Raw genomic sequence first — 22,704 nt, 5'->3', positions numbered from 1 at the left:
GGGGGTGGGTGAGCGCTGTGCCGCACCTTGCGGCTTCCTGTGAATGGGCAGAGGGCGGGTGAAGAGGCAAAGGGCGGGTCAACCCCGAACAGCTGTGCAACTATCGGTCGCCTCCGTGTGTCAACAGGGGTATGAATCCCCGCACATTCAGTCGCGCCGGCGCGCTCGCAGCCGCTCTGGGCGCCGTGGTGCTCATACCGGCCGTCACCGCCGCCGCCCCGGCCGCGGCGGCGCCTCCCGCCGTCAGCTGCACGTCCAGCAAGGCGGGCCTCGCCACCAAGCTGCAGAAGGACATCACGGCCGCCCTCGCGAACCGCAAGGGCACCGTCGCGGTCGGCCTGTACGACCGCTCCACCAAGACGACCTGCACCCTGCGTGCGACCAGCGCCTACGACTCGGCCAGCACGGTCAAGGTCACCGTCCTCGCCACGCTGCTGTGGGACGCGAAGAAGCACAACCGGTATCTGACGGACACCGAGCAGTCGCTCGCCACGGCCATGATCACCCAGTCGGACAATGCCGCGACCAGCAAGCTGTGGAAGCAGTTGGGCCTGACGAAGATCAAGGGCTTCCTGTCCGCCGCCGGCATGACGAAGACCACGCCCGGCGCGGACGGCTACTGGGGTCTGACCCAGGAGAACGTCACCGACGAGCAGAAGCTGCTCAAGCTCATCACTGCCAAGAACACCGTGCTGAGCGACAACTCCCGTGCCTACATCCTGAAGTTGATGGGCAAGGTCATCTCCGAGCAGCGCTGGGGCACGCCCGCCGGTGCGCCGTCCACCGTGGCCGTGCACGTCAAGAACGGCTGGCTGCAGCGCTCCACGCACGGCTGGCGGGTGCACAGCCTGGGCACCTTCAACGGCGCCGGCCACGACTACATGATCAGCGTGCTGACGCAGGACAACAGCACCATGGACTACGGCGTCACCACCATCCAGAACGTCGCCAAGGCCATCCACAAGGACCTGGTGCCGACGACGTCCAGCACCGCCCGCTACACCCCGACCAGCACGCCGAGCGAGGCGTTCGTCGCGGTGCCCGAGCAGGGCTGACGCAGGGCCGCCGCAGGGCTGACGCTTCACGAGGCGGTCTCCCGCCGGTCACCGGACCGGCCTACGGTGGCGCCCATACGCCTGAGAACCGTACTCGCGACCCTCACCGCCGGCCTGGCGGCGGCCACCTGCCTGACCGCCGCCGGGCCCGCCGGTGCCGCCAACTCCACGGAAAGCAACGCCTGTTCGCCGACCGTCTCCATCGACCGCTTCTCCGACGCGCTCGACAAGACGACGTACCAGGGCACTTTCGCCGGCAACTTCTCCGCGCTCGCGGTGGACCGGGACGGTTCCCTCGCCGCACTGGAGGACCGCTCGTCCCTGTTCGGTCTGGACCCGAAGACCCTCCAGCCGACCTCGGCCGTCCACCTCGCCGACGAGAAGGGCGCCGACCTCGACTCCGCGGGGCTGGTCATCGACCTCCCCCACTCTCGGCTTCGCTCGAGCGCGGGGACCCCCATCGGCACCCTGCTGATCTCGTCGGAGACCGAGCCCTCCGTCCGCCGCTACTCCCGGGACGGGACGATCCTCGACCGCCTCCCGGTCCCGTCCTCCCTCCTGGTCGCCCCGGCCGGCCGCGCCGGCAAGAACCTGACCTTCGAGGGCCTGACGATGCTGCCCGGCGGCCGCACCCTGCCGGCCTCCATGGAGGACTCGATCGGACGCCTGAAGGTCCTGCTGGTCAGCGACGACAACCAGAACCCGGCTCAGACGACCCGGTGCTACTACCTGCGGGTACGCGTCTGACGTCCGCCGTCGTTTTGTTACAGAGGGATGAAATCCGTCCCTGTTGACGTTGGAGCCTTCCGGAAGAGCAGAACTGAACGGGAGGCACCGGCGTGGCAGTGCATCGGGGATGGGCACGACGGCTGGCGGGCTACGCCTGGCGGTATCCGAAGGACGTCCTCCTCGCCCTCGGGTCCTCCCTGGCCGGCATGGCCGTGCTGGCCGTGGTCCCGCTGGTCACCAAGGTGATCATCGACGATGTCATCGGCGACCACAGCCGCTCCATGGCCCCGTGGGCCGGCGCGCTGCTCGGCGCCGCCGTCCTCGTCTACGCCCTCACCTACATACGCCGCTACTACGGCGGCCGGCTCGCCCTCGACGTCCAGCACGACCTGCGGACCGAGATGTACGACACGATCACCCGCCTGGACGGCCGCCGCCAGGACGAGCTGTCCACCGGGCAGGTGGTCGGCCGGGCCACCAGCGACCTCCAGCTGATCCAGGGCCTGCTCTTCATGCTCCCGATGACCATCGGGAACGTCCTGCTCTTCCTGATCTCCCTGGCGGTCATGGCCTGGCTGTCGCTGCCGCTGACCCTGGTCGCCCTGGCCGTGGCCCCGGCCCTCGGCTGGATCGCCCGGCGCAGCCGCAGCAAGCTCCACCCCGCCACCTGGTACGCCCAGGCCCAGGCCGCCGCCGTCGCCGGTGTGGTCGACGGCGCCGTGAGCGGCGTACGCGTGGTGAAGGGCTTCGGGCAGGAGGACCAGGAGACCGGGAAGCTGCGCGAGGTCGGACGCCGCCTGTTCGCCGGGCGCCTGCGGACCATACGCCTGAACAGCAAGTTCACCCCGGCGCTCCAGGCCGTCCCGGCCCTCGGCCAGGTCGCCATGCTGGCCCTCGGCGGCTGGCTCGCGGTCCGCGGGCACATCACCCTCGGCACCTTCGTCGCCTTCTCCACCTACCTCGCCCAGCTGGTCGGCCCGGTCCGCATGCTCGCCATGGTGCTCACCGTCGGCCAGCAGGCCCGCGCCGGCACCGAGCGCGTCCTGGAGCTGATCGACACCGAGCCGACCCTGAAGGACGGCACGAAGACCCTCCCGGCCGACGCGCCCGCCACCGTCGAGTTCGACGACGTGTCCTTCGGGTACGCACACGAGCGGCCGGTGCTCGACGGGCTCAGCTTCGAGATCCGGCCGGGGGAGACCCTGGCCGTCGTCGGCTCCTCCGGCTCCGGCAAGTCCACCCTCTCCCTGCTGCTGCCGCGCTTCTACGACGTCACCCACGGCGCCGTCCTGATCGGCGGGCACGACGTGCGCGAGCTGACCATGGACTCGCTCCGTGCGGCGATCGGGCTGGTGCCCGAAGATTCGTTCCTCTTCTCCGACACCGTCCGCAACAACATCGCCTACGGCCGCCCGGACGCCACCCAGGAGGAGATCGAGGCCGCCGCCCGCGCCGCCCAGGCGGATCGTTTCATCGCCGAGCTGCCCGAGGGCTACGACACCAAGGTCGGCGAGCAGGGCCTGACCCTCTCCGGCGGCCAGCGCCAGCGTGTCGCGCTCGCCCGCGCCCTGCTCACCGACCCGCGCCTGCTGGTCCTGGACGACGCGACCTCGGCCGTGGACGCCCGCGTGGAACACGAGATCCACGAGGCGCTGAAGCACGTCATGGAGGGCCGCACCACCCTCCTCATCGCACACCGCCGCTCCACCCTGGGCCTCGCCGACCGCATCGCCGTCCTGGACGGCGGCCGGCTCGCCGACCTCGGCACCCACGACGAACTCCAGGAGCGCTCCGCCCTCTACCGCCGTCTGCTGACCGACCCGGACGAGCTGGGCGGGGTCTCCCCGGGCCACGCCCGCCCGGCCCAGCCGCAGGAGGACATGTCCGTCCGCGAGGAGCTGGACGCCGAGTTCGACGCCGAGCGCGGGGTCACCCCGCGGCTGTGGACCGGCGACCGCGAGCCCAAGGATCTGGCCCTCTCGGGCACCCCGGCCACGCCCGAACTCCTCGCCCAGGTCGAGGCGCTGCCCGCGGCCACCGACACCCCCGACATCGACGAGACCCGCGCGGTACGCCCCGAGGAGTCGTACGGCCTGCGCCGCCTGCTCCGCGGCTTCGGCGCGCCCCTGCTCGTCAGCCTGCTGCTGGTCGCCGTGGACGCGGGCGCCGGCCTGCTGCTGCCGGTGCTGATCCGGCACGGCATCGACCAGGGCGTCACGAAGATGGCCCTCGGCGCGGTGTGGGCAGCCTCTCTGCTGGGCCTGTTCACCGTGCTGCTGCAGTGGGCCGCGCAGATCGGCGAGACCCGGATGACCGGCCGTACCGGCGAACGCGTCCTGTACTCGCTGCGCCTGAAGATCTTCGCCCAGCTCCAGCGGCTCGGCCTCGACTACTACGAGCGCGAGCTGACCGGCCGGATCATGACGCGGATGACGACGGACGTCGACGCCCTCTCGACGTTCCTGCAGACCGGCCTGGTCACGGCGTTCGTCTCGGTCGTCACCTTCTTCGGCATCATGGGCGTCCTGCTGGTGCTCGACGTCCAGCTCGCCCTGGTCGTCTTCGCCACCCTGCCCCCGCTGATCGCCGCCACCTTCTTCTTCCGCCGGGCGAGCGTGAAGGCGTACGAACTCGCCCGTGAGCGCGTCTCGGTGGTCAACGCCGACCTCCAGGAGTCGGTGGCCGGGCTCAGGATCGTGCAGGCGTTCCGGCGCGAGCGGGACGGCGGGCGGCGGTTCGCCGAGCGCAGCGACAGCTATCGCCAGGCCCGTATCCGGGGCCAGTGGCTGATATCCGTCTACTTCCCGTTCGTGCAGCTGCTGTCGTCGGTGGCCGCGGCGAGCGTCCTGATCGCGGGCGCGGGCCGCATCGAGGCGGCCACGCTGACCACCGGCGCCCTGGTCGCCTACCTCCTCTACATCGACCTGTTCTTCGCCCCGGTCCAGCAGCTCTCCCAGGTCTTCGACGGCTACCAGCAGGCCACGGTCTCGCTGGGCCGCATCCAGGAACTGCTGCGCGAGCCGACCTCCACGAAGTCCGCCGACGAACCCCTCGAAGTCCTCGCCCTGCGCGGCGACATCACCTTCGAGGACGTGCACTTCGCGTACGGCGGCGCCGACGAGGCCGAGGAGGCCCTGACCGGCATCGACCTGACGATCCCGGCCGGGCAGACGGTCGCCTTCGTCGGTGAGACGGGCGCCGGCAAGTCGACGCTGGTCAAGATGGTGGCCCGGTTCTACGACCCCACCTCGGGCCGGGTCACGGCCGACGGCACGGACCTGCGCACCCTGGACCTGACCTCGTACCGGCACCGTCTCGGCGTGGTCCCGCAGGAGGCGTACCTCTTCCCGGGCACCATCCGCGACGCCATCGCCTACGGCCGTCCCGACGCCACCGACGCCGAGGTCGAGGCGGCGGCACGGGCGGTCGGCGCGCACGAGATGATCGCCACGCTCGACGGCGGCTACCTCCACGAGGTCGCCGAGCGCGGCCGCAACCTCTCGGCCGGCCAGCGCCAGCTGATCGCGCTCGCCCGCGCCGAACTGGTCGACCCCGACGTCCTCCTCCTCGACGAGGCCACGGCAGCCCTCGACCTGGCCACCGAGGCCCAGGTCAACCTGGCCACCGACCGCCTGGCGGGCCGCCGTACGACGCTGGTGGTCGCCCACCGGCTGACCACGGCCGCCCGCGCGGACCGGGTGGTGGTCATGGACCACGGCCGGGTGGCGGAGGACGGCACCCACGACGAACTCCTCGCCCTCGGCGGCCGGTACGCCGACCTGTGGCGGACGTTCGTGGGCGAGGCCGAACCGGAGGAGCCGGTCGGAGTGACCGGCTGAGGCAGGCTCCGGTCGCCCGTCCTCGTGACGGCCGTGCAACCATCCGACACATGTCATGCGTCCGTACATCAGTACGGTCAACGGTCATGCATGACGGCGGTACGGGGAGGACGACAGTGGACAGTGGTGCGATACGCCGACGCCTGGCGATGGGCGCGGCCGTCCTGGCCGGGTCCATCGGGCTCGCGCTGGCGGTGCCCGGCACCGCCAGCGCGGCGGTGGACGGCTCCTGCGCCGGACGCGAGGTGAGAACCCTGCCCTTCAGCACGGGCACCGTGCACGTCTTCAAGCGCAACGGCTACGTCTGCGCCGTCACCACCGCCCGGAACCCCGGCGTCAAGCGCGTGATGTCGGTGAGCGTGCAGGCCCGCGGCAACCGCCCGGTCGTGGACAAGGGCCGGTACAGGCACCGCGCGGGCCCGGTGACGGTCCACGCGGGACAGCGCTGCGTGTGGGTGAAGGGCATGGTGGGCAGGGATTCGGTCAGCTCCGGCTGGATCCTCTGCTGATGACGAACATCACTCAATCTCCCCTGGTGCAACGGCAGTTGCTCCGATAGCTTCCGGCGCACATCTGTCTCACAGGGGAGAGTGCGCATGCGCAAGGCGCTCAGATGGCTGCTGGCGCTCACGGTGTTCATAGGCACGCTGAGCACAGCGGGCGCGGCCACCGCCGCACAGTCCGAGCCCACCGACATCAAGGACCGGCTCCTGTCGATACCCGGCATGAGCCTGATCCAGGAGAAGCCGTACCCCGGGTACCGCTACTTCGTCCTGAACTACACCCAGCCGGTCGACCACCGGCACCCGGACCGCGGCACCTTCCAGCAGCGCATCACCGTGCTGCACAAGGACGTGAGCCGCCCCACGGTCTTCTACACCAGCGGCTACAACGTCTCCACGAACCCGTCCCGCCGCGAGCCCACGCAGATCGTGGACGGCAACCAGGTCTCCCTGGAGTACCGCTTCTTCACGCCCTCCCGTCCGGCCCCGGCCGACTGGTCCAAGCTGGACATCTGGCAGGCGGCGAGCGACCAGCACCGCGTCTACGAGGCGCTGAAGCCGCTCTACTCCGCCAACTGGCTGGCCACCGGCGGCTCCAAGGGCGGCATGACGGCCACCTACTACGAGCGCTTCTACCCCCGCGACATGGACGGCGTGGTGGCCTACGTGGCCCCCAACGACGTCGTCAACAACGAGGACTCGGCCTACGACCGCTTCTTCGCCCGCGTCGGCACCAAGGAGTGCCGGGACCGCCTGAACGCGGTCCAGCGTGAGGCGCTGGTACGCCGAGAGCCGCTGGAGGCGAAGTACGCCCAGTACGCCGCCGACAACCACTACACCTTCGACACCATCGGCGGCCTGGACAAGGCCTACGAGGCGGTCGTGCTCGACTACGTCTGGGGCTTTTGGCAGTACAGCCTGCTGAAGGACTGCGACTCCGTCCCGGCGAACGCGGTGACCGCGACGGACGACGCGATCTGGGACTCGGTCGACACCGTCTCGGGCTTCTCGGCCTACACCGACCAGGGCCTGGAGCAGTACACCCCGTACTACTACCAGGCGGGCACCCAGCTGGGCGCTCCGACGATCCACTTCCCGTACATCGAACGGAAGTTGATCCGCTACGGCTACCAGCCCCCGCGCAACTTCGTGCCCCGCTCCATCCCGATGCGCTTCCAGCCCGGGGCGATGCGGAACGTCGACACGTGGGTCCGCCACCACGCGCACCACATGCTGTTCGTCTACGGCCAGAACGACCCCTGGGGCTCGGAACGCTTCCGCCTCGGCGCGGGCGCCCGTGACTCGTACGTCTTCACCGCGCCCGGGTTGAACCACGGGGCGAACGTGGCGGGCCTGGTGTCCGACGAGAAGGCGCTGGCGACGGCACGGATCCTGGAGTGGGCGGGCGTTGCGTCGCCCACGGTCGAGAAGAACCCGTCGGCCGCGAAGCCGCTGGCTCGCCATGACGCGAAGCTGGATGTGCGGGACGTGGAGAGGGAGCCGGCGTTGCGTCCGTGACGCGCCGGTTCGACAGCCGATGACGGCGGGGTCGGCGTGGCCGGCCCCGCCGTCACACCGGCCGGGCGCACCCCACCGGCCGTCTCCCGCCCAGCTCGACGTAGAGCACCGTCGACGCAGGGCACTCGGACCGCTCGGTGACCGCCTTCGTGACCTCGTACTGCGGCTTGCGGCGCCCCGACCCGTCGCACGCCGTCTCCCGCACCTGACCGCCGCCCGAGTCGTAGACGCAGTCGCCGGGCATCGTGCGGGGCCCGCCGCCGGCGCCCGGGTCGCCGGGGTGCGGTGGCTCCAGGTTGCGCATGCAGGCGTAGCCCCGGGGGATCGCGCCGTCGCCGTCCTCGTCGTCCTGTGGCCGCTGTTCGCTGATGTGCAGGACGAAGTCGGTGGTCGGCGGGCACAGGGGGCCGTCGGTGGTCGTGCCGTCGTAGCGGGCGGCGACCCGGGCGGCGGCCCGCTCGCCGGTGCAGGGGACCTCGGTGAAGCTGGTGGTCCCGAAGGAGCTGCACTCGCCGACCGCGAGGAACTGGGCGCCGTAGCCGGTGGGGAGGGCGCTGGCGGGCCGGGCGTCGCCCACCGGGGCGTCCGCGTGGCCCTGGCAGCCGCTGAGCAGGGTGGCCAGGACGGCCGCCAGGGCGGCGAGGGCAGGGGTGGGTGGCAGGAGGCGGTACGCCACCCTTGCGGCACCCTTCCCGCGCATTGCCGAACCCCCCAGACACTCCCTGTCCAGGTATTGCCAACCCCCAGACACCCCCGCCCAGCGTGGCCCCGGTGCTGGGCCACGTCAGGCGAACAGTGGAGTTTCAGCCCTTTGGGTGCGTTGTGCCCGGTGTGTGACGTACGTCTAGTACGTCAGCCCATGGCCGAGGGGGTACAGCACCTGCGTCGGATCGTCCGCCCGCTGTACCGGCACCGGGAGCCTGCCCCGTGGGTTCACCCGCCCGGCGATCACCCGTGCAGCGGCCCGCAGTTCGACGTCGGTCCAGGAGTAGGTCGCCAAGTAGGCCTTGACGGAGGAGAGCTGGGCCACGTCGTAGGGGTTGCGGATGGCGACGGCCACCACCGGGGTGCCGGTGGCGAGCAGCTGTTCGGCCAGGGTCTGCTGGGTGCTGCCCGCCGTCACGTTGTACGTCCCGACGACCACCGCGTCCGCGTCCCGCGCCGCCGCCACCGCCTTGGCGATGGTCGCCGCGGAGGGTGCGGTTCCGGTGGACAGGGCGGTGGCGGTGAAGCCCAGTTCGGTGAGGGCGGTGGCCAGGACCGAGGTGGGCGGGCCGGTGGTGCCGGACGGGGAGGCCGGGTCGGCGCCGACGACCAGGATCCTGGGCTCGGTGCGGGGGTCCAGCGGGAGGGCGTCGTCCTCGTTGACCAGCAGGGTCGTGGTCCGTTCGGCGATCCGGTCCGCTGTGGCCAGGTGGGATTTCGTGCCCACCGTGCGGTCGACGCCGGACCGGCGGACGTACGCGCCGTCGAGGAGTCCGAGGCGGGCCTTCAGGCGAAGGATGCGCAGGATCGATTCGTCCAGGCGGGTCTCGGTCAGCTCGCCGTTCCGCACGGCGTTCAGGACCGCGTGCCAGGCCACGTCGATCGAGGGCGGGTTGAGCAGCTGGTCGACGCCGGCCTTCAGGGCCAGTACCGGCACCCGGTCGTCGCCGTACTTGGTGCGCACGCCCTCCATGCCGAGGGAGTCGGTGACCACGACCCCGTCGTAGCCGAGTTCGCCGCGCAGGATGCCGGTGAGGATCGGGTGGGACAGGGTGGCCGGGTCGCCGGAGTCGTCGAGGGCCGGGAACTGGATGTGGGCCGTCATGATCGAGTCGATGCCCGCGGCGATCGCCGCCCGGAAGGGGGCGGCGTCCAGTTTCTCCCACAGGTCGCGGCTGTGCGTGATGACCGGGAAGCCGGTGTGGCTGTCGACGGCGGTGTCGCCGTGCCCCGGGAAGTGCTTGGCGGTCGCCGCGACCCGGGAGGTCTGATAGCCCCTCACCTCGGCCGCCACCAGGGCCGCCACCGCATCCGGGTCGGCCCCGAAGGACCGTACGCCGATGACCGGGTTGGCCGGGTTGACGTTCACGTCGGCGTCGGGGGAGTAGTCCTGGTTGATGCCCATGGCCCGGAGTTCCGCGCCGGAGATGCGACCGAGGGTGCGGGCGTCGGAACGGGAGCGGCCCGCACCGATCGCCATCGCGCCCGGGAACAGCGTGGCCGGCCTGCCCACCCTGCACACTATGCCGTGCTCCTGGTCGGTGGCGATGAGCAGCGGCAGGCCGCGGGGCAGCTCCAGGGAGGCCTGCTGGATGCCGTTGGACAGATCGGCGATCTGGTGGGGGTCGCGGGTGTTGTGGGCCCAGGTGAAGTAGATGATCCCGCCGACCCGGTACCGCTCGATCAGCTCGGCGGCCGTGCGGACGCCGATCTCCTTGAGGTTGGTGTCGATGTCGGCCTGGTCGGGAGCGGTGGCGGAGTGGCCGTAGACCCGCATCACGAAGAGCTGGCCGACCTTCTCCTCCAGGCTCATACGGGCGATGAGGGCGCGCAGTGCGCGGTCGTTCGAGGTGGTGGCATGGGCGGCGCCGGCCGGTGCGGTCAGCGCGGCGGTGAGGCCCGCGGTCGCGGCGAGGACGGTCCGTCTGGACGGCCGTGCGGTGTTTCCCGTGTTTCTCGTGCTTCCCGTGCTGGTGTCGTGCACGTGCGCTCCTTCCAGAGGAGAACCGCTGAAGGAAACTTCCGAGGAGTCACCAATATCCGGGAAGTTTCTTTCCGTCAAGGGACTGCACAGTAAGCCAGCATGAGGCCGCCATCGGCGCTTGGGAGGGGGGCGCGCCGATGGCGGTGGGCTGTCCGGCGTGATGCGGCGGAGAGGGTGCGTCGGCGTTCGCGGCCAGCGGCGAGGGCCGACACCGCACCACGAACTCGTCCGGCAGCTTGCACGTTGGACGGGCGGCGGGGGCGGCGGGTTCCCGTGACGGGCGGCTCTGGGGCGAGTCGCCCGCGACGCACGCGGTCCAGCCCCTGGACATTCCGCCCCTGCGCCCGCGCGACGGACCATCATGACGGCCATGCCCGCAGTCGACATCCCCGGTTCCAAGTCCATCACCGCCCGCGCGCTCTTCCTCGCGGCCGCCGCCGACGGCGTCAGCACCCTCGTACGGCCCCTGCGCTCCGACGACACCGAGGGCTTCGCCGAGGGCCTGGTCCGGCTCGGCTACCGGGTGGGCCGCACCCCGGACGCCTGGCAGGTGGACGGCCGCCCGCAGGGACCGGCGCTCGCCGAGGCCGACGTGTACTGCCGCGACGGCGCCACCACCGCCCGCTTCCTGCCCACCCTGGCGGCCGCCGGCCACGGCACCTACCGCTTCGACGCCTCCCCGCAGATGCGCCGGCGCCCCCTCGGCCCGCTCACCCGGGCCCTGCGCGACCTCGGCGTCGACCTGCGGCACGAGGAGGCCGAGGGTCACCACCCGCTGACCGTCCGGGCGGCCGGGGTCGAGGGCGGCGAGGTCGTACTGGACGCCGGCCAGTCCTCCCAGTACCTCACCGCGCTGCTCCTGCTCGGCCCGCTGACCCGCACCGGCCTGCGGATCCGGGTGACCGACCTGGTCTCGGCGCCGTACGTGGAGATCACGCTCGCGATGATGCGCGCGTTCGGAGTGGAGGTGGTCCGCAGCGGTGACGTCTTCGAGGTCCCGCCGGGCGGCTACCGGGCCACCACCTACGCCATCGAGCCGGACGCCTCCACCGCGAGCTACTTCTTCGCCGCGGCCGCCGTCACCCCGGGCCGCGAGGTGATCGTGCCGGGCCTCGGGGCGGGGGCCCTCCAGGGCGACCTGCGGTTCGTCGAGGTGCTGCGGCGGATGGGCGCGGAGGTGGACGTCGCCGCGGACCGGACGACCGTACGCGGCACGGAAGTTCTGCACGGCCTGACCGTCAACATGCGGGACATCTCCGACACCATGCCGACCCTCGCCGCGATCGCACCCTTCGCCTCCGGCCCGGTCCGCATCGAGGACGTGGCCAACACGCGGGTCAAGGAGTGCGACCGGCTGGAGGCCTGCGCGGAGAACCTGCGCCGGCTCGGCGTGGACGTGGCGACCGGCCCCGACTGGATCGAGATCCGGCCCGGCACGCCCCTGCCGGACGTCGGGATCAAGTCGTACGGCGACCACCGCATCGTGATGTCCTTCGCGGTGACCGGACTGCGCACGCCCGGGCTGTCGTACGACGATCCCGGCTGCGTACGGAAGACGTTCCCGGGCTTCCGCGAGGCGTTCGCGGCGCTGAGCGCGACCACCTGACGGGACGGTGGACCTCCTCGCTGGACCGGAGGGAAGCGCTCGGAAATCATCGAACGCATGACCACACGCTCGTATCTCGTCCTGCACGGCTGGCAGAACCGCCGCCCCGAGGACCACTGGCAGCACTGGCTCGCCGACCGGCTCACCGCCCTGGGGCACCGGGTCACCTACCCGCAGCTGCCCGACCCGGACGACCCGGACCTTGAGGCGTGGCTCGGTGAACTGGCCCGGCATCTGGAGGAGTTGGACGATTCGGGCGAGCGGGTCGTCGTGGCGCACAGCCTGTCCGTCGTGCTGTGGCTGCACGCCGCGGCCCGGGGCATGAAGGAACAGCGGTACGCGGACCGGGTGCTGCTCGTCGCGCCGCCGTCCGGATCCGTTCTCGCCCGGTACCCGGAGGTCGCGGCCTTCACGCCTCCCGCCCTCGACTTCGTCCTGCCCGGCCGGACCCGGCTCGTCGCGGGCGACGACGACCCGTACTGCCCCGAGGGCGCCGGCCCGCTCTTCGGCGAGCCGCTCGGCATTCCCACCGACGTCGTCCCGGGCGCCGCACACCTCGACCTGGACGCCGGCTACGGCTCCTGGCCGGCCGTGCTCGACTGGTGCCTGGCCGGCTCGGCACCGCTCAGGGCGCGTCCGGAGCAGTAGTACCGGCCGTACCGCTCACGGCGCGTCGGGCGCAGCATCGTCGGCCGTACCATCGATCAACTCGGCGCCCCCGGCGCGCAGTTCCGGAGTCGCAGCCGCGACCGCCCCCACCGCCAGGACGCACATCAGGCCGCCGGTGACCAGGGCGGTCGCCCCGGAACTCCAGCCGGCGACCAGGCCGCCCCGGACGTTGCCGAGGCTGGGCCCCGCCTGGCCGACGATCGCCTCGGCCGCCGTGACCCGGCCGAGCAGCGCGTCCGGGGTGAGGGTCTGCACGATCGTGGACCGGGAGACCACCGCCGTGGCGTCCGCCGCCCCGGCCACGACGAGCAGGGTGAGGCCGATCCAGGGGCTGGTCGACAGACCGAAGGCCACCAGGGCCGCACCCCAGGTGCCGGAGGCGCAGAGCATCACCGTGCCCGGCCGGCCGAGCCGGGTCAGCGAGCCGGACAGCGCCGTGGCCGCGACGCCGCCCACCGCGAGGGCCGACAGGAGCAGGCCGAGGGTGCGCGGACTGTTCCCGAACCGCTCGGCGTTGACCAGCGGGAACAGGCTCACCGGGAAGGACAGCACGGTGGCGGCGAGGTCGGTGATCAGCGCGCCCCGCACCACCCGGTGCCCGCCCAGGAACCGCAGCCCGTCCAGCACCCCGTGCAGCCCCGCCCGCGACGGCTCGCCCTCCGGTGGCAGCGCCGGCAGCCCGAAGGCGCCGTAGAAGGCGACACCGAAGCTGAGCGCGTCCAGCAGATAGCAGGCGCCGATGCCCAGCCAGCCCAGCAGCACACCGGCCAGGGCCGGGCCGAGCAGGAACATCGCCTGGCCGGTGATCTGGTTCAGGGCGAGACCGGCGGCCACCTGGTCCTTGGGCAGCAGCCGCGGCACGAAGACACCGGCCGCCGGGGCACCGAGCGCGCCGAAGCCCGACTGGACGGCGACCAGCGCGAGCACCGCCGCCACCGGGACATGCCCGGTGAAGCCCTGCACCGCCAGCAGCAGCGAGCAGACGGACTGGCCCACGGTGGCCGTCAGGAAGATCCGACGCCGGTCCGCGCGGTCCACCCGGGCCCCCGCGAACAGCCCGAACACCACCAGCGGCAAGGCCTGGGCCAGCCCGACCGCACCGGTCCACGCCGTGCTGCGGGTCATGTCCCACACCTGGTACATGACCGTCACCAGGGTCATGGACCCACCGAGCAGCGACACGGTCCGCCCGACCAGCAGCCGCCGGAAGACGGGCGAGGTACGCAGCGGCCGCACGTCGATGAGCGTGCCGGCGAGACTCATGAGAGAGAACGGGGGCAGGCGAGGGCACGGGGTGCGGGCTGCGGAATCACCGGGGGAGGGTATGCGGGGGCGTTATGGCCCGGCCAGCGAATTATCCGGGGCGGGGGCCGGGACCCGGCAGGACACCGTTGCCCGGAGCCGGCCCCCCTCCGCTCCGCCGAACGGGCTAGGCAGCCTCTCCCAGCAGCCGTACGAGGTGATCCCGGCCCGCGCTCAGCAGGCCCGGAAGCGGGGCCGCCGACTCGTACCACCGCTTCTCGTACTCCCAGCACAGCCAGCCGTCCCAGCCGTGGCGGCACAGGACGTCCACGCACTCGGTGAGCGGGAGGACGCCCGCGCCGAGCGGCAGCGGGGTGGTGTCCTCGGCCGAGGCGATGTCCTTGACCTGGACGTAGCCGAGGTGCGGGGCGAGGGCCGCGTAGCTGTCCGAGGGCTGCTCGCCGCCCAGCCAGGTGTGCATCACGTCCCACAGCGCGCCCACCTGCCGGTGGCCGACCGGGCCGAGGACACGGATCGCGTCGGCGCCGGTGCGGTGCGAGTCGTGGGTCTCCAGCAGGATCCGCACACCGAGCGCGGAGGCGTCCTCGGCGGCGGCGCCCAGCCGCCGGGCGGCAAGGGCGTCGGACTCCTCGCGGGGCCGGTCCGGGTCGGCGCCGGGGAAGACCCGGACGAACGGGGCGCCCAGGTCGTGCGCCAGCTGGAGGAGTTGACGGATCTCGTCCAGGACGGGGGTGTCGTCGCCGGGCGCGGCGACGCGCGCGTACCCGGCGAGGCCCAGCACCTCGACCCCGGCCCCCTTGAACAGCGCGGCCGTCTCGGCCCGCTCGGCGGCGGCGAGGCCCGGGTGCACCGGCTCCTCCGGATGGGCGCGCAGTTCGACGCCGTGATACCCGTGCGCGGTCGCGAGCGCCAGGACCTCAGGGACGGGCAGGCCGGGGACACCGAGAGTGGAGAACGCCAGCTTCATGCTCGTTGACCCTACTCGTCACACGCCCGATTCGTGCAGATCCAACCGCCAGTCCTGCCCCACCAGATCCTTGCCGAAGGAGCGGTGCGGCCGCTCGGCGACGAGCACGAAGCCGTGCCGCTGGTAGAGGTGCCGGGCGCTGCTGAGCACGTCGTTGGTCCACAGCACCAGGTCGCGGTAGCCGACCCCGCGCGCGAAGTCGACCACGGCCCGCACCAGCCGGTCGCCGATACCGTGCCCGCGCGCGTCGGGCTCCACCAGGAGCAGCCGCAGCCGCGCGGTGGCCGGCACGTCGTCCCGCACGCACATCACGCACCCCACCGGCCGCCCCTCCAGCTCCGCGATCCACACCCGCTCCAGATGCGGGTCGTGGTCCTGGGCGAAGTCGGCGACGATCTTCGCAACGAGCCCCTCGTAGTCGGCGTTCCAGCCGTACTCGGCGGCGTACAGGGCGGCGTTGCGCTGCACGATCCAGCCGAGGTCGCCGGGCAGCGGCTCCCGCAGGACGACCTCACCCGGCGTCGCCTTCCCGTCCCCGAGGATGCCCCGGATGGTCCGCATCGCCTCCGCCAGTCGCGGTCGGTCCTGCTCGGCCACGGTGTCCAGCAGCGCCCCCACCGTCTCCCGCGCCCGCTCGTCCAGCAGCGCGGCGGCCTCGTGCCCGGCCGTGGTGAGCGTGACGCTCCTGCGCCGCGGATCCGCCGCGGACGGCCCGCGCTCGATCAGCCCCGCCTCCTCGAACTTGTTGAGGATGCGGCTCAGATAGCCGGCGTCCAGCGCGAGCCGGGTGCGCAGGTCGGCCGCGTCCAGATGCCGGTCGTGCGCGAGCTCGTACAGGACCCGGGACTCGGTGAGGGTGTACGGCGCGTACAGGTGACGGCCGTAGTCGAGGGCGCCGATGACGCCGGTGTAGAAGCGGTTGAAGGCGCGGACGTCCTGGACGGTCATGATCGCCCCCGGATACTTGACTCAGTCAGAGATGCCGTTCCTCCGAGGCTAAGCCCGCCGCGCCGCGCCGTCCACCGTCTACGACTGGCCGGCGGGCCGGAACACGTTGACCTGTACCCCGGTCTTCCCGGTTGCCGACGACACCAGCTCCCAGCTCCGCTTGCCCCCGTCCGCCGGGAAGATCGACTTGCCGCCGCCCAGCATCACCGGCATCACCACGAGCTGCAGCTCGTCCACCAGCCCCTCGGCCAGCAGCGCCCGCACCAGCGTGGGGCTGCCCATCATCGCCAGATCCCCGCCCTCGGCGGCCCGCAGCTCGCGCACCTTCCCGACCGCCTCCGCGACCGGCACCCGCACGGAGTTCTCCCAGGTCAGCTCGTCGTCCCCGAGCGTGTCGGAAACGACGTACTTCCGCAGCGAGTTGAGCCGGTCGGCAAAGGGATCCCCGGCCCGCTCGGGCCAGGCGGCCGCCATGTTCTGATAGGTACGACGCCCGTACAGCAGCGCCTCGGCCTGCTCCAGCCCCGCGGCAAAGGCCCCGCCGACCACCTCGGGATCGAAGAAGGGGTGCGACCAACCCCCGTGCGCGAACCCGCCGTCGGTGTCCTCCTCGGGCCCGCCGGGGGCCTGGACGACGCCGTCGAGACTGATGAACTCGGTGACGACGAGACGCATTTCGATACTCCTTGACTAGCGGCCTTGTGGCTTACGGCAGTGAAGACCGTGCCGACCGCGGAAACTAATCGGCGCGCACACGCCGGACTCAGAACGGTGTCTCCCGTACCGCGACAGCGTCGACCCCCGCGGCCCGCAGCCGCCGCGCGAGCAACTCCGTCTCCGGAAGCGTCCCGCCGTACTCCCCGGCCACCACCTGCTCCACGAGGGCACGGACCTCCGTCAGCCCGACGCCGAGTCGCTCCCGAAGCACGCGCATGACGGCCGGCCTCTGCGCCGAGGCCCCTAGGGCCTGTCTGACAATTCCCGCCTGCCCTGCGGGCGGACGACGGGAATTGTCAGACAGGCCCCAGCCGCAGCACGGTCCGCCCATGCTCCGTGAGCATCCGCTCCCGCATCTCGGTCGGCAGATCCCTCCCGCACACGGCCGTCCCGCTCCCGCAGGCCGGGCACGCCGTCTCGGTGTCCCACCGCAGCGAGTCGTCGTCCAGCAGCACCTGGGCGCCGTGCCACTGCGCGGTGGCAACGGCAGGACGGGCAGGGCACCGGGCTCTCCAGGGATTCGACGATCACCGGCGCCCTCTTCGCTCAGCCGCGCGGCACCCCGGTGGACCCCCGCACCATCAACTCCCCCCGCACCGAGGCGATCCCGCCCGGCGGCGGTTCCTCCCGGCCCATCGCGATCCGTCCCGCCCGGGCCCCCGCCTCGGACAGCGGCAACCGCACCGTCGTCAGTGAAGGCACCGCGTCGATGCTGAACGGCAGGTCGTCGAAGCCGGCCACGGACACGTCCTCGGGGATCCGCAGCCCCGATTCGCGCAGCGCGGCACACGCGCCCAGTGCGACGGAGTCGTTCGCGGCCACGATCGCCGTCAGGGAGGGGTCCCGGCGCAGCAGCTCCAGCGTGGCCTCGTAACCGGACCGGCGGTCGTAGCGGCCGTGGACCGTCCAGCGCGGGTCGTCCTCCACGCCCGCCGCCGCCAGCGCGGCCCAGTGGCCCTCCAGGCGGTGCCGGGTGGTGGTCCGCTCCTCGGGGCCGGCGATGTAGCCGAGCCGGCGGTGGCCGAGGCCGATGAGGTGCTCGGTGAGTGCGCGGGCGCCCCCGCGGTTGTCGAAGGTCAGCGCGATGGCCTCGGCGTCCGGCGCCGGCGGCCGCCCGCACAGCACCACCCGCGTCCCGGCCTCCGTCAGCTTCCGCAGCTTCGCCGCCACCGCCGCCGCGTGCGGCGCGTTCTCCACGGCCCCGCCGGTCAGCACCACGGCAGCGGCCCGCTGTCGCTGCAGCAGGGTCAGGTAGGTCAGCTCGCGCTCCGGCGAACCGCCCGTGTTGCAGACGACCGCGAGGCGTTCGCCGCCCGCCCGGCCGCCCGGGCCCCCGATCTCCGCCTGGATCGCACTCGCCATGATCCCGAAGAAGGGGTCCGCGATGTCGTTCACGAGGATGCCGACGAGGTCGGAAGTGGCCGCGGCGAGTGCGCTGGCGGGGCCGTTGAGGACGTAGTCCAGCTCGTCCACGGCCCGCAGCACCCGCTCCCGCGTGGAGGCGGCCACCGGGTAGTTCCCGTTCAGCACGCGCGACACCGTCGCGGGGGAGACCTGCGCGCGGGCCGCCACATCCGCCAAGGTCACCGTCATCTGTCGTCCTCCGGTCGCGCATCTGATCGCGCATTGGTGCTCATACGTCCACGTAGACAGGCCGCGCCCGGCCACGGTTCCGTGCGGTGTCGAGCAGACCCTAAGGCCAACCGGTCGAGTTGTTCGCCCCCTCGAACAACTCGAAGAGGACACGGTCTTGTACAGACCACAGTTCAGAGGCTAGCTTCTCTGGATAGAAAGCGCTTGCTGCATTGTGCTGGACACCGCGCTGGACACCGCGCTGGACGCTGACGACGCTGCTGATGCCGACCGGGGCGCCCGGCGCCCGCGAAGGGGACTGACGTGACACGCAAGACGGTGCGTATCGCCATGAACGGCGTGACCGGGCGCATGGGCTACCGCCAGCACCTCGTCCGGTCGATCCTCGCCCTGCGCGAACAGGGCGGCCTCGACCTCGGCGACGGCACCGTGCTGTGGCCCGAGCCGATCCTGCTCGGCCGCCGCGAACACGCCCTCAGGGAGATCGCCGACCGGCACGGCCTGGAGCACGTCTCCACCGACGTGGACGCCGTCCTCGCCGACCCCAGCGTCGACATCTACTTCGACTCCCAGGTCACCTCGGCCCGCGAGGAGTCGATCAAGAAGGCGATCGCGGCCGGCAAGCACATCTACACGGAGAAGCCCACCGCCACGGGACTGGAGGGCGCCCTGGAGCTGGCCCGCCTGGCCGACGAGAAGGGCATCAGGCACGGCGTCGTCCAGGACAAGATCTTCCTCCCCGGCCTCCTCAAGCTGAAGCGCCTGATCGACGGCGGCTTCTTCGGGCGGATCCTGTCCGTCCGGGGTGAGTTCGGCTACTGGGTCTTCGAGGGCGACTGGCAGCCCGCCCAGCGCCCCTCCTGGAACTACCGTGCCGAGGACGGCGGCGGCATCGTCGTCGACATGTTCCCGCACTGGGAGTACGTGCTCCACGAGCTGTTCGGCCGGGTGACCTCCGTCCAGGCCCTCGCCACCACCCACATCCCGCAGCGCTGGGACGAACACGGCAAGCCCTACGACGCGACCGCCGACGACGCCGCCTACGGCATCTTCGAGCTGGAGGGCGGCGCGATCGCCCAGATCAACTCCTCCTGGGCGGTCCGCGTCAACCGCGACGAGCTGGTGGAGTTCCAGGTGGACGGCACCGAGGGCTCGGCGGTCGCCGGCCTGCGCAACTGCCGTGCCCAGCACCGCGGCGCGACCCCCAAGCCGGTCTGGAACCCGGACATCCCCGCCACCGAGGTCTTCCGCGACCAGTGGCAGGAGGTGCCGGACAACGCCGAGTTCGACAACGGCTTCAAGGCCCAGTGGGAGCTGTTCCTGAAGCACGTCTACGCCGACGCCCCGTACCACTGGGACCTGCTGGCCGGCGCCCGCGGCGTCCAGCTCGCCGAACTGGGCCTGAAGTCCTCGGCCGAGGGCCGCCGCATCGACGTACCGGAGATCGCCCTGTGACCATCCGACTCCCCGGCCCCGCCGGCGCCCTGCGGACGTACGAGCCCCGGACCGAACCGCTCGCGCCGACACCCGGCACCCCCTTCACCTCCCGCACGGTCTTCTCGGCGGCGCACGTCGTAGCCGACCCGTTCGCGGACACGACCCCCGACTCACCCGCCGCCGTCGACTGGGACGCCACCCTCGCCTTCCGCCGCCACCTGTGGTCCCACGGGCTCGGTGTCGCCGAGGCGATGGACACCGCCCAGCGCGGGATGGGCCTGGACTGGGCGGGCGCGGCCGCGCTGATCCGCAGGTCGGCGGCGGAGGCGCACAGCGTGGGCGGCCGGATCGCCTGCGGCGTCGGCACCGACCAGATCGCCGGCGGCACCCTGGCCGAGATCCGCGCCGCCTACGAGGAACAGCTGGCGGTCGTGGAGGAGGCCGGCGCCCAGGCCATCCTGATGGCGTCCAGGGCACTCGCGGCCGCCGCCCGCGGCCCCGAGGACTACCTGGAGATCTACGGCCATCTGCTCCGCCAGGCCGCCGAGCCGGTGATCCTGCACTGGCTGGGCCCGATGTTCGACCCCGCTCTGGAGGGCTACTGGGGCTCACCGGACCTCGACGCGGCCACCGACACCTTCCTGGAGGTCATCGCCGCGCACCCGGACAAGGTCGACGGCATCAAGGTGTCGCTGCTGGACGCCCAGCGCGAGATCGACCTGCGCCGCCGCCTCCCGCAGGGCGTGCGCTGCTACACCGGTGACGACTTCAACTACCCCGAGCTGATCGCGGGCGACGAGCGGGGCTTCAGCCACGCCCTGCTCGGCATCTTCGACCCGCTGGGCCCGCTGGCGGCCGAGGCGGTACGGGTCCTGGACACGGGCGACACGGCCGGCTTCCGCGCCCTGCTCGACCCCACCGTCGACCTCTCCCGCCACCTCTTCCAGACCCCGACCCGCTTCTACAAGACCGGAGTCGTGTTCCTGGCCTGGCTGGCGGGCCACCAGTCCCACTTCGCGATGGTCGGCGGCCTCCAGTCGGCCCGCTCCCTGCCCCACTTCGCCCGCGCCTACGAACTCGCCGACGGCCTCGGCCTGTTCCCGGACCCGAAACTGGCCGAGGAACGTATGAAGAACCTGCTGTCGCTGTACGGGGTGAACCAGTGAGCACCGGACTCGAACGCTTCTCCATCAACCAGATGACGGTCAAGCAGCTGTCCCTCCCCGAACTGGTCGATGCCTGCGTCCGGTTGGGCGTGCCGGGAGTGGGCCTGTGGCGCGAGCCGGTCCAGTCGTACGGTCTGGAGGCGACCGCCAAGCTGGTCCGTGACGCGGGCCTGACGGTGACGACCCTGTGCCGCGGCGGCTTCTTCACGGCGATCGACCCGGCCGAGCGGGAGCAGGCCCTGGCCGACAACCGCCGGGCGATCGACGAGGCGGCCACGCTCGGCACGGACACCCTCGTCCTGGTCTCGGGCGGCCTGCCCGCCGGCTCGCGTGACCTGCACGGCGCCCGCGAACGCATCGCCGACGCGCTGGCGGAGCTGGGCCCCTACGCCGAATCCCACGGCGTACGCCTCGCCATCGAACCCCTGCACCCCATGTACGCGTCCGACCGCTGCGTGGTCTCCACCCTCGCCCAGGCCCTGGACCTCGCCGAGCGCTTCCCCGCGCACCAGGTCGGCGTGGCCGTGGACACCTACCACATCTGGTGGGACGACCGGGCCCCCGACCAGATCGCCCGGGCGGGCGCGGCCGGCCGCATCCACACCTTCCAGCTCGCCGACTGGACCACCCCCCTGCCCGAGGGCGTCCTCAACGGCCGCGGCCAGCTCGGCGACGGCTCGATCGACATGCGGGAGTGGAAGGGTTATGTGGAGGCGGCCGGTTACACCGGCCCGATCGAGGTCGAGCTGTTCAACGAGCGGTTGTGGGCCCGGGACGGGCGGGAGGTGCTGGCTCAGACGGCGGAGCGGTTCGTGACGCACGTCGCCGGGTGACACCGGACGTCACACCGTGCCGAACCACGCCTCCGCGAGCGAGGGCAGCGTCTGCTCGGCAGGTACGGGCAGTTCCTTCAGGTACCAGGGGAGATCGCTGTACACGTGCAGCAGCGTGTACGCGAGCAGGTGGGACGGGTCGAAGGCGTGGCCGTACGCCCCGGCGAGCCGGGCCAGCAGGTCGGGATCGGCGCCGGTGACGAACAGGCCCACGCCCACGAAGTCGTAGGCGCGGTCACCGATCATGGCCGGTTCGAAGTCGAAGAGCCCGGTCAGGCGCCAGCCGTCGGGATCGACGAGGAAGTGCTGCCGCATGACCTCGGTGTGCAGCAGGGAACGATGCGGGGCGCGTGGCAGGGAGACCGAGGCGAGGAAGTCCGGGATCTGCTCCAGCCAGGCGTCCGGCAGCCGCTTGGCGCGCTGCTGTGCCACGGCAGCGGCGGTCTGGCGGTCCACGAAGGCGCCCCAGTCTCCGGGGCCGAGGACGTCCGCGAGGGGGTCGGGGTCGAGGGAGTGCAGCACGGCCAGGGTCTCGCCGATCTCGGTGACGAGCCGCTCTCGGTGGCTGCGCGGCACCCGGTGCCACGCGTCGGCCAGGTTCTCACCACGGAGGCGGGACATCAGGACGTACCGCCAGCCGTTCTCGTAGGCGCCGAAGCTGTGCACCCGCGGTGTCGGCACCGGCAGCCGGCCCTGGAGGTGGGTGAGGACGCGCCCTTCGGCGTCGCCGTCCCCTGCCGAGGCTCCGGGGAACAGCTTGAGGACGTGCTCGTCACCCACGGCGTAGACGGGCTGTGAGCCGTCCGGGAACCGGGTCAGCGGTGCGCCGGCCAGGCCGAGGCGGGCGCAGAGGTCCTTCAGCATGATCGGGACCGTAGGCCACCGGTTTGCGGTGAGCAACGGAATTCGACGGCCGTCGCGGGTGCCGCGAAAAATCATGAGTGGGTGTGCAACCCTCCCCCCACCTCACGTGTCGTACTTCGCATCAGGACCTCCAGGGGAGGGACCCGGGGGGGATCGCGAGGTTCTGATACGGAGGGGAAAGCCGAGGGGGGGGGGGGGGGGGGGGGGGCCCGCGCCCCCCCCCCCCCCCCCAACACCCCCGCCCCCACCCCCCGGCCCCCCCCCCCCCCCCCCCCCGGCGCCGGGGGGGGGGGCGAAAACAAGAACGA

General features: G+C 72.1%; 19 protein-coding genes and 1 pseudogene. 10 read left to right on the top strand and 10 right to left on the bottom strand.

All coding sequences use genetic code 11. The features are described from left to right. The first annotated feature begins 131 nt into the window (after positions 1-131). The 5 genes and pseudogenes from ACFYZZ_RS14020 to ACFYZZ_RS14000 all read left to right on the top strand — a co-directional run bounded on the left by ACFYZZ_RS14020 (position 132) and on the right by ACFYZZ_RS14000 (position 7,644). Positions 132-1,055 carry a serine hydrolase gene (locus tag ACFYZZ_RS14020; RefSeq protein ID WP_389175115.1) on the top strand — a complete coding sequence of 308 codons (924 nt, stop codon included), beginning with the start codon at positions 132-134 and terminating at the stop codon, positions 1,053-1,055. A gap of 75 nt (positions 1,056-1,130) precedes the next feature. Further along, positions 1,131-1,706: pseudogene (locus ACFYZZ_RS14015) on the top strand (esterase-like activity of phytase family protein); the annotation flags it as partial. Between the two features lie 188 nt (positions 1,707-1,894). After that, positions 1,895-5,623 (top strand): ABC transporter ATP-binding protein, encoded by a 3,729-nt coding sequence (locus tag ACFYZZ_RS14010; RefSeq protein WP_389175113.1) that lies wholly within the window; start codon positions 1,895-1,897, stop codon positions 5,621-5,623. A 116-nt stretch (positions 5,624-5,739) separates the two neighbouring features. Continuing rightward, on the top strand, positions 5,740-6,132 hold the full coding sequence (locus ACFYZZ_RS14005; protein ID WP_389175110.1) for a hypothetical protein: 393 nt from the start codon (positions 5,740-5,742) through the stop codon (positions 6,130-6,132). A gap of 87 nt (positions 6,133-6,219) precedes the next feature. Then, positions 6,220-7,644, top strand: coding sequence for a S28 family serine protease (locus tag ACFYZZ_RS14000; RefSeq protein WP_389175107.1), 1,425 nt, complete (start codon positions 6,220-6,222; stop codon positions 7,642-7,644). A gap of 52 nt (positions 7,645-7,696) precedes the next feature. On the opposite strand, the gene ACFYZZ_RS13995 is transcribed toward ACFYZZ_RS14000, so the two are convergent. Next, positions 7,697-8,320 carry a hypothetical protein gene (locus ACFYZZ_RS13995; RefSeq protein WP_389175104.1) on the bottom strand — a complete coding sequence of 208 codons (624 nt, stop codon included), beginning with the start codon at positions 8,318-8,320 and terminating at the stop codon, positions 7,697-7,699. A 168-nt stretch (positions 8,321-8,488) separates the two neighbouring features. Next, the gene (locus ACFYZZ_RS13990; protein WP_389175102.1) at positions 8,489-10,333 is read right to left on the bottom strand and encodes a glycoside hydrolase family 3 protein; all 1,845 of its coding nucleotides are present in this window, start codon (positions 10,331-10,333) and stop codon (positions 8,489-8,491) included. Between the two features lie 370 nt (positions 10,334-10,703). Here ACFYZZ_RS13990 and aroA point away from each other — a divergent pair, with 370 nt between their 5' ends. Further along, positions 10,704-11,939 (top strand): 3-phosphoshikimate 1-carboxyvinyltransferase, encoded by a 1,236-nt coding sequence (gene aroA / locus ACFYZZ_RS13985; RefSeq protein WP_389175100.1) that lies wholly within the window; start codon positions 10,704-10,706, stop codon positions 11,937-11,939. Between the two features lie 57 nt (positions 11,940-11,996). After that, positions 11,997-12,587, top strand: a complete 591-nt coding sequence (locus ACFYZZ_RS13980; protein ID WP_389175097.1) for an alpha/beta hydrolase — start codon at positions 11,997-11,999, stop codon at positions 12,585-12,587. A 15-nt stretch (positions 12,588-12,602) separates the two neighbouring features. Here the strand turns inward: ACFYZZ_RS13980 and ACFYZZ_RS13975 are convergent, their stop codons facing one another. From ACFYZZ_RS13975 to ACFYZZ_RS13945, 7 genes are all read right to left on the bottom strand, one after another. Beyond that, entirely contained in the window at positions 12,603-13,871 is a 1,269-nt protein-coding gene (locus ACFYZZ_RS13975; RefSeq protein WP_389175094.1) for an MFS transporter, read from the bottom strand. 166 nt (positions 13,872-14,037) lie between these two features. Next, positions 14,038-14,838, bottom strand: a complete 801-nt coding sequence (locus tag ACFYZZ_RS13970; RefSeq protein ID WP_389175091.1) for a sugar phosphate isomerase/epimerase family protein — start codon at positions 14,836-14,838, stop codon at positions 14,038-14,040. Positions 14,839-14,856: 18 nt separating this feature from the next. After that, positions 14,857-15,786, bottom strand: a complete 930-nt coding sequence (locus tag ACFYZZ_RS13965; protein WP_389175088.1) for a GNAT family N-acetyltransferase — start codon at positions 15,784-15,786, stop codon at positions 14,857-14,859. 78 nt (positions 15,787-15,864) lie between these two features. After that, positions 15,865-16,461, bottom strand: a complete 597-nt coding sequence (locus tag ACFYZZ_RS13960) for a dihydrofolate reductase family protein (protein ID WP_389175085.1) — start codon at positions 16,459-16,461, stop codon at positions 15,865-15,867. Between the two features lie 88 nt (positions 16,462-16,549). Continuing rightward, on the bottom strand, positions 16,550-16,720 hold the full coding sequence (locus ACFYZZ_RS13955; protein ID WP_389175082.1) for a hypothetical protein: 171 nt from the start codon (positions 16,718-16,720) through the stop codon (positions 16,550-16,552). Between the two features lie 79 nt (positions 16,721-16,799). After that, positions 16,800-16,958 (bottom strand): hypothetical protein, encoded by a 159-nt coding sequence (locus tag ACFYZZ_RS13950; RefSeq protein ID WP_389175080.1) that lies wholly within the window; start codon positions 16,956-16,958, stop codon positions 16,800-16,802. Positions 16,959-17,049: 91 nt separating this feature from the next. Beyond that, positions 17,050-18,096, bottom strand: a complete 1,047-nt coding sequence (locus ACFYZZ_RS13945; RefSeq protein ID WP_389175078.1) for a LacI family DNA-binding transcriptional regulator — start codon at positions 18,094-18,096, stop codon at positions 17,050-17,052. A 303-nt stretch (positions 18,097-18,399) separates the two neighbouring features. On the opposite strand from ACFYZZ_RS13945, the gene ACFYZZ_RS13940 reads away from it, so the two are divergent. The 3 genes from ACFYZZ_RS13940 to ACFYZZ_RS13930 are packed head-to-tail and all read left to right on the top strand — an operon-like array spanning position 18,400 to position 21,532. Beyond that, positions 18,400-19,551 carry a Gfo/Idh/MocA family protein gene (locus ACFYZZ_RS13940; RefSeq protein ID WP_389175076.1) on the top strand — a complete coding sequence of 384 codons (1,152 nt, stop codon included), beginning with the start codon at positions 18,400-18,402 and terminating at the stop codon, positions 19,549-19,551. After that, positions 19,548-20,699 carry a dihydrodipicolinate synthase family protein gene (locus ACFYZZ_RS13935; protein WP_389175073.1) on the top strand — a complete coding sequence of 384 codons (1,152 nt, stop codon included), beginning with the start codon at positions 19,548-19,550 and terminating at the stop codon, positions 20,697-20,699. Before ACFYZZ_RS13940 ends, ACFYZZ_RS13935 begins: the two co-directional genes overlap by 4 nt. Positions 20,700-20,731: 32 nt before the next feature. Further along, positions 20,732-21,532, top strand: a complete 801-nt coding sequence (locus tag ACFYZZ_RS13930) for a sugar phosphate isomerase/epimerase family protein (protein ID WP_389175758.1) — start codon at positions 20,732-20,734, stop codon at positions 21,530-21,532. 9 nt (positions 21,533-21,541) lie between these two features. On the opposite strand, the gene ACFYZZ_RS13925 is transcribed toward ACFYZZ_RS13930, so the two are convergent. After that, a complete protein-coding gene (locus ACFYZZ_RS13925; protein WP_389175070.1) occupies positions 21,542-22,396 on the bottom strand; it encodes a phosphotransferase family protein in 855 nt (284 codons plus the stop codon). Positions 22,397-22,704 lie beyond the last annotated feature (308 nt).

This window comes from Streptomyces sp. NPDC001816, from assembly GCF_042892235.1.
Classification (GTDB): domain Bacteria; phylum Actinomycetota; class Actinomycetes; order Streptomycetales; family Streptomycetaceae; genus Streptomyces.
The sequence above is the reverse complement of the archived record's forward strand: the minus strand, read 5'-3'. Positions and strand labels throughout refer to the sequence as shown.

Bases quoted from the DNA above. Each gene is read 5' to 3' on its own strand.
- ACFYZZ_RS14020 (WP_389175115.1), top strand. From the start codon at position 132: ATGAATCCCCGCACATTCAGTCGCGCCGGCGCGCTCGCAGCCGCTCTG.
- ACFYZZ_RS14000 (WP_389175107.1), top strand. From the start codon at position 6,220: ATGCGCAAGGCGCTCAGATGGCTGCTGGCGCTCACGGTGTTCATAGGC.
- aroA (WP_389175100.1), top strand. From the start codon at position 10,704: ATGCCCGCAGTCGACATCCCCGGTTCCAAGTCCATCACCGCCCGCGCG.
- ACFYZZ_RS13980 (WP_389175097.1), top strand. From the start codon at position 11,997: ATGACCACACGCTCGTATCTCGTCCTGCACGGCTGGCAGAACCGCCGC.
- ACFYZZ_RS13975 (WP_389175094.1), bottom strand. From the start codon at position 13,871: ATGAGTCTCGCCGGCACGCTCATCGACGTGCGGCCGCTGCGTACCTCG.
- ACFYZZ_RS13970 (WP_389175091.1), bottom strand. From the start codon at position 14,838: ATGAAGCTGGCGTTCTCCACTCTCGGTGTCCCCGGCCTGCCCGTCCCT.
- ACFYZZ_RS13965 (WP_389175088.1), bottom strand. From the start codon at position 15,786: ATGACCGTCCAGGACGTCCGCGCCTTCAACCGCTTCTACACCGGCGTC.
- ACFYZZ_RS13960 (WP_389175085.1), bottom strand. From the start codon at position 16,461: ATGCGTCTCGTCGTCACCGAGTTCATCAGTCTCGACGGCGTCGTCCAG.
- ACFYZZ_RS13955 (WP_389175082.1), bottom strand. From the start codon at position 16,720: ATGCGCGTGCTTCGGGAGCGACTCGGCGTCGGGCTGACGGAGGTCCGT.
- ACFYZZ_RS13945 (WP_389175078.1), bottom strand. From the start codon at position 18,096: ATGACGGTGACCTTGGCGGATGTGGCGGCCCGCGCGCAGGTCTCCCCC.
- ACFYZZ_RS13930 (WP_389175758.1), top strand. From the start codon at position 20,732: ATGACGGTCAAGCAGCTGTCCCTCCCCGAACTGGTCGATGCCTGCGTC.
- ACFYZZ_RS13925 (WP_389175070.1), bottom strand. From the start codon at position 22,396: ATGCTGAAGGACCTCTGCGCCCGCCTCGGCCTGGCCGGCGCACCGCTG.